Below are 6,000 nucleotides of genomic sequence, written 5' to 3' on the forward strand. Positions count from 1 at the left end.
TCAGGGCCGGACGCACACACGGACAAATGCCCAGCATCAGAAGGCCCGAAATCTGCCCTTTCAGGCGCCCGTGGCGGCCCCGAGACCGCGGAGGATCGACGTGAGCTGCGCCACCGTCCCCGCCGGACCTGCGACCGTCATGGCCTCGCCCGCGGGCTGCCCGTCGAGCCCCGTCACGACCGCGCCGGCCTCCTGCGCGACGAGCGCACCGGCCGCGAGGTCCCACGGCTTGAGGCCTCGCTCGTAGTACAGGTCGAGCCCGCCCGAGGCGAGCGCGCACAGGTCGAGCGACGCCGAGCCGATGCGCCGGATGTCCCGGACCTGCGGCAGGAGCTCGGCCACGACGCGGGCCTGCGCGCGGCGGCGCTCGACGGTGTACCCGAAGCCCGTCCCGAGCAGCGAGCCCGCGAGGTCACCGGCCGCCCGCAGCGTGAGCCGGCGTCCGTCGAGGTGCGCGCCGAGCCCGCGGCCCGCGGTGTACGTGCGCCCGTCCGCGACCGAGTGCACGCACCCCGCGACCGCCGTCCACGTCGCGGGGTCGGGCGGGCCGGCGACGACCGCGACCGAGATCGCGTAGGCGGGGATGCCGTAGAGGTAGTTCACGGTGCCGTCGATCGGGTCGATCACCCACGTCAGGCCGCTCGTGCCCGCGACCGGGGCGTCCTCCTCGCCGAGGATCCCGTCGTGCGGGCGGCGGTCGGCGAGCATCGAGCGCAGCAGCGCCTCCGACGCGAGGTCCATCTGGGTCACGACGTCCATCGGGCTCGTCTTGGTGGCGGCCACGTCGACCCGGTCGGGGCGACCGTCGCGCACGAGGTGCCCCGCGGCTCGCGCGAGGGACTCGGCGAGAGCGACCAGCTCCCGCGTCTCGTCCGGGCCAGGGACGGTCGCGGACGGCACCCCCGGCCCGGGCGCCGGGGACGCGGCGGGACGCGCGGGATCGTCGGCGGACGGTGCGGGCAGGGCGTCGGAGGTCACGCGCCCATCCTGCCCGAGCGGCAGGCGCGCCCCTCCGGCCGGCGGACCGTGCGCCCGCCGGCCGGAGGGTCGGGACGGGGTCAGCGTCCGCCCTGCGCGGGGCCGCGCCACGGTCCGGGTGCCGAGAGGTGCAGGCGCATAGCGACGACCCGGAGCACGAAGACCACCGCGACCGCGAGCAGCTCCGTGAGCAGGGTCAGCGTCGACGTCGTCCACAGCACCGCCGTCAGGGAGGCGCCGACGACCGCCGGGATCGCGTAGAGCTGCCGGTGGTGCAGCACGACGGGGACCTCGCCCGTGAGCAGGTCGCGCAGCACTCCCCCGCCGACGCCCGTGATCACCCCGACGCACACCGACGCGGTCGCCCCGGCGCCCAGCTCGAGACCCTTGAGCGTGCCGACCACGCTGAACAGCGCGAGCGCGCCCGCGTCGAGGACCGCGATGACGCGGCGCGCGCGCTCGAGCCGGGGGTGGAAGAAGTACATGACCACGCCTGCGGCGAACGCGGTGACGATGAACTCCCAGCGCGCGACGCCCACGGGCGGGACCGCGCCCACGAGCACGTCGCGGATCAGCCCGCCGCCGAGGCCTGCCGCCCAGGCGAGGACGACGACGCCGAAGACGTCGAACTGCTTGCGCACCGCCGCGAGCCCGCCGGACAGGCCGCCGACGAACACGCCGACGAGCTCGGTCAGCGGCTGGAGCGGGAGGTCGGGCGCCACGAGCGCATACTCTCAGGCGCGCTGCCGCGGGACGTCCTCGTCGCGGCGCACCGGGCGGGTTCCCCCCGGACGGCCGTGTTCGGTGGCACGCTCGTGCCTGAGCTACGAGGAGGTCGTATGGGTGAGCTCGAGCTGGTGGGTCTCCACGACGACGGGGAGCACCTCGTGCTCGTCGGTCCGGACGGGCAGCGGTTCCGTCTGCGCATCGACGAGCCGCTGCGCGCTGCCGTGCGCCGCGACCGGCCGAAGCTCGAGCAGCTGCGTGCCGAGCACTCCGGCGTCCTGAGCCCGCGCGAGATCCAGGCGCGCATCCGGGCCGGCGCGACCGCGCAGGAGGTGGCCGAGTCCGCAGACCTCGCGGTCGAGCAGGTCCGCCGCTACGAGGGCCCGGTGCTCGCCGAGCGCTCGTTCATCGCCGACCAGGCCCGCGCGACGCGGGTCGGCCGGGACCCGGGCGCCCCGGTGCTCGGCGACCTCGTGACGGACCGCCTTGCGGCGCGCGGCGTCCCGCTGCAGTCGCTCGCGTGGGACGCCCACCGCCAGCAGGCCGGGCCCTGGGTCGTCGTGGCGCGGTTCGACGTGGGCGGCGAGAGCCGCGAGGCGCGCTGGACCTACGACGCTGCCAAGCGCGTCGTCCAGGCGGAGGAGGACGAGGCGCGCTGGCTCTCGGAGACCGAGCTCGCCGACGAGCCGATCCCGCGTCGCCACCTCGCGGCGGTCCGCGACGTGGTCTTCGACCTCGAGGCCGACGGCAGCGTGCGCGCGGTCGAGGGCTTCGAGGACGCGCCGGCCGACGCGGAGCCGGACCCGCGCGAGCGCACGCACGCGCTGCTCGACGACCTGAACACCCGGCGCGGGGTGCGCCAGCAGCTCGACCTGGAGGACGACGACGAGTTCGAGGGCTTCGGCCCGCAGCACGCGTTCGACTTCGCGGGTGTCGAGGCGCAGGTCCCCGGCGCCCACCCGGTCGACGCCGACCCGCTCGCCGAGGCACAGGTGCTCGTGCCGGCACGGCGTGAACCCGTCGTGCGCGCCGGGGACGGCGGCGGGCACGACTCCCTCGCGGCGCCCCCGGTCACGGACCCGCACGCCGAGCGCGGCGACGAGCCCGACGAGGCGGTCGCTCCCCCGGCCGAGCGACCCCGCGCGGCACGCAAGGGCCGGGCGAAGGTGCCGAGCTGGGACGAGATCGTCTTCGGCGCCAAGCCCGAGTAGCGCTCCAGCACGACGACGCCCCGGCGACCGTGACGGTCACCGGGGCGCTCGTGCGCGTGGGTCAGCGGCCGCGGCGCGTCGCCTTGCTCAGCAGCTCCTTGGCCTTGCGTTGGTTCTCGGGCTTGCTCATCTCACGCTGGACCACCTGCGCGACCTTGATCGCGGCGCCGGTCTTCAGCATCTTGCCGATGTTCATGCGCGTGTCCTCACGTCCGGGCGGTACCTCCGTACGGCACCGCGCGCTGGCACGACCGTACGTCGCCGGGACGGCTGCGGCGACCGGGCCGGGGGTGCGCACGTCCCGCGCACAGCACCCCCGCCCGCACACCCGCAGACCGTGCACGCGCTCCCGGGCGCGGCTCGACCTGCGGGGTCGCACGCGCCCTCCTAACGTCGGGGGATGATCACGACACTCCATCTGGTCCGGCACGGCGAGAGCGAGGGGAACGTCGCCGCGGCGGCCGCGCACCGCGCCGGGGCCCAGGTCATCGACGTGCCGGCGCGCGACGCGGACGTCGAGCTCTCGGACCTCGGGGTCGCGCAGGCGCGCGGCCTCGGCACGTGGCTCGCCGGGCTGCCCGAGCACGAGCGACCGCAGGCGGTGTGGGCGTCACCGTACGTCCGGGCGTACCAGACGGCCCTGCTCGGGCTCGGGGCCGCCGGGCTGGACCTCCCGGTGCGGCGCGACGAGCGGCTGCGCGACCGTGAGCTCGGGATCCTCGACATGCTCACGGCGCGCGGCGTCGACGAGCGGGTCCCGCTCGAGGCGGAGCGCCGGCGCTGGCTCGGGAAGTTCTACTACCGGCCACCCGGCGGGGAGTCGTGGGCGGACCTCGCGCTGCGCGTGCGCAGCCTGCTCGCGGACCTGGACCGGCCCTCCTTGCCCGACCGGGGGCTCGTCGTGTGCCACGACGCGGTCATCATGGTGGTCCGCTACGTGTGCGAGCAGCTCACCGAGGCGGAGGTGCTCGAGGAGGGCCGCCGGCGGTCGGTGCGCAACGCGTCCGTCACGACCCTCGTGCGCGAGCCCGGCGCGGACCTGTGGACGCTGCGCGAGTTCGACGCCGCCGACCACCTCGCGGACGTGGGTGTGCCCGCGACCGAGCACCCGGGGACCGCCGATGTCCGGCACTGAGCGCGGGGCCGAGCACGGCGCGGAGCACCGCACCGGGGCCGCCACCTCGTCCGGCGCCTCGCGCAGCACGGTCGTCACGCCCGCCCTCCTGCGGGGCTGGCCGCTGCCCGGCGACGCCGACTCGAAGGACGCACGCGGCGCGGTCCTCGTCGTCGGCGGCGCGCGCCAGACACCGGGCGCCGCGATGCTCGCCGGTCTCGCCTGCCTGCGTGTCGGGGCCGGCCGGCTCACCCTCGCGGTGGGCGGGTCGGTCGCGGTGGCGGTCGGCGTCGCCGTGCCCGAGTCGGCCGCGATCGGGATGCCCGAGACCGCCGACGGGCGCCTCGGTGCGAGCGGCGTCGACGCGCTCGACGACGAGCTCGCCCGCGCGACGGTCGTGCTCGTCGGGCCCGGGCTCGACGGTGCGGAGGAGACGTCGGAGCTCCTCGGCGCGCTGCTCCCCCGGCTCGGTGACGACACCGCGGTCGTGCTGGACGCGTTCGCGCTCGGCGTGCTGGTCGACGTCGACCCCGACGTGGTCGCGGCGTTCGACGGGCGGCTCGTGCTGACCCCCAACGCGGGCGAGGGAGCCCGCCTGCTCGGCCTCGACCCGGACAGCCCCGAGCTCGACGACCTCGCCGACGTCGCGGCCCGCATCGCGGCGAGGTACGGCGCGGTCGTGAGCTGCCGCGGTGCCCTCGCGGCCCCCGACGGCCGGGCTTGGGAGTCGTCGACCGGCTCGGGCGGCCTCGCGACGTCGGGCAGCGGCGACGTTCTCGCGGGGGCGGTCGCGGGCGTCCTCGCGCGCGGCGCCGATCCCGCCCAGGCGGCGTGCTGGGGGACGCACCTGCACGGCGCCGCCGGCGACCGGCTCGCCGCGCGCGTCGGGCAGCGGAGCTTCCTCGCCCGGGAGCTCCTCGAGGAGCTGCCCGCGGTGCTCACCGAGCTCGAGGCGTGAGCCGGCGCCGGTAGCGGCTCGACGCGCGCCGCGCTGGCTCCGCCTCTCGTCCGCCGCGAGGGGTGGTGCCGGGGCCGATGTCGGCGCACAGTGGGGGGGAGGCGCAGGCGCCTCACGGTCCGCCGTCCTGGGGGTGTCCCATGCGTCAGAACCTGCCGCCCGACTGGGTACCGATGCTCTCGCGCGGTCGCCACCGGCGACCGACGAAGGGCGCGTGCTTCATGGAGCTCGCGTCGTTCCTTGCGGGCGAGCGCTGGAGCGACCACCCCGCGTGCACGCACGCGCTGCTGGCGACGCTCGCGCGCACGGTCAACGACCAGATGAGCGAGGGTGGCCGGCAACGGCTGCTGCCGCTCGTCCCGTCGGTCATCGGCCTGACGTCCGAGGACCGCGAGGTCGACGTCCGGCTGGCGCTGTGGTGCGCGACGAGCGCCCTGCCCGTCGTCGCCCAGGAGACCCAGCGTGTGCTCGCGGTGGGCATCCTCGCGGCCGAGCGACGCCTCGCCGAGATCGAGGGGCGCACCGACGGCGTGCTCACCGACCGCAGCGCCCGCGCGCTCGCCGACGTCCCGCTCGCCGCGGAGTGGGCGCGGCGGTTCAGCCTGGGCCTGACGACGTCCGCGGCGGGGTTCCACGAGACCGGTGCCCCGAGCATCGTGTGCTGCTCGGTGCTCGGCGTCGCCGACGCGTGCGTGCCCGACACCGAGGACCGCATGCTCGCGATGCTTTCCGCGGGCATCGAGATCGTGCGGGTGGGTGCAGCCCGCGAGCAGCGCCGGGCACGTGCCGCCGAGGGCAGCCGGGTCCTGCCGGCCGCCCCTGCCGTCGCCGCGGCGCGCGAGCGCGTGGGCGCACCGGTCTGACGTCCGACCGCCGCGCCCGGGGGTCCTCACGGGCCCCCGGGCGCGGGGGGGGGGGGGGGGGGGGGGCGGGGGCCCCGGAACCGGCGACCACGCACACCGAAACCCCCCCACCATAAAAAACAAAAGCGGGAGGGGAAGGGGAGAAGTTGG

The 6,000-nt window shown here is 76.5% G+C and carries 7 protein-coding genes; 4 read left to right on the top strand and 3 right to left on the bottom strand.

Features of this window, described 5'->3' with window-relative positions; genetic code table 11:
- Positions 1-60: 60 nt before the first annotated feature.
- Entirely contained in the window at positions 61-900 is an 840-nt protein-coding gene (locus tag ACWFNE_RS16390) for an inositol monophosphatase family protein (protein ID WP_452123637.1), read from the bottom strand.
- 158 nt (positions 901-1,058) lie between these two features.
- Positions 1,059-1,700: a trimeric intracellular cation channel family protein gene (locus ACWFNE_RS16395; protein ID WP_452123489.1), complete on the bottom strand. Its 642-nt coding sequence runs from the start codon at positions 1,698-1,700 to the stop codon at positions 1,059-1,061.
- 117 nt (positions 1,701-1,817) lie between these two features.
- Between ACWFNE_RS16395 and sepH the strand changes: the two genes are divergently transcribed.
- The gene (gene sepH, locus ACWFNE_RS16400; protein WP_452123490.1) at positions 1,818-2,915 is read left to right on the top strand and encodes a septation protein SepH; all 1,098 of its coding nucleotides are present in this window, start codon (positions 1,818-1,820) and stop codon (positions 2,913-2,915) included.
- Between the two features lie 61 nt (positions 2,916-2,976).
- On the opposite strand, the gene ACWFNE_RS16405 is transcribed toward sepH, so the two are convergent.
- Positions 2,977-3,111 carry a hypothetical protein gene (locus tag ACWFNE_RS16405; protein ID WP_452123491.1) on the bottom strand — a complete coding sequence of 45 codons (135 nt, stop codon included), beginning with the start codon at positions 3,109-3,111 and terminating at the stop codon, positions 2,977-2,979.
- 204 nt (positions 3,112-3,315) lie between these two features.
- Between ACWFNE_RS16405 and ACWFNE_RS16410 the strand changes: the two genes are divergently transcribed.
- From ACWFNE_RS16410 to ACWFNE_RS16420, 3 genes are all read left to right on the top strand, one after another.
- Entirely contained in the window at positions 3,316-4,050 is a 735-nt protein-coding gene (locus tag ACWFNE_RS16410) for a histidine phosphatase family protein (protein WP_452123492.1), read from the top strand.
- Complete coding sequence (locus tag ACWFNE_RS16415) at positions 4,037-4,987, top strand: NAD(P)H-hydrate dehydratase (RefSeq protein WP_452123493.1); 951 nt, start codon at positions 4,037-4,039, stop codon at positions 4,985-4,987. The genes ACWFNE_RS16410 and ACWFNE_RS16415 overlap by 14 nt, the downstream gene beginning before the upstream one ends.
- 140 nt (positions 4,988-5,127) lie before the next feature.
- Complete coding sequence (locus tag ACWFNE_RS16420; RefSeq protein WP_452123494.1) at positions 5,128-5,850, top strand: hypothetical protein; 723 nt, start codon at positions 5,128-5,130, stop codon at positions 5,848-5,850.
- The last annotated feature ends 150 nt before the right edge of the window (positions 5,851-6,000 follow it).

The sequence above is a fragment of the Cellulomonas sp. NPDC055163 genome, from assembly GCF_053607065.1.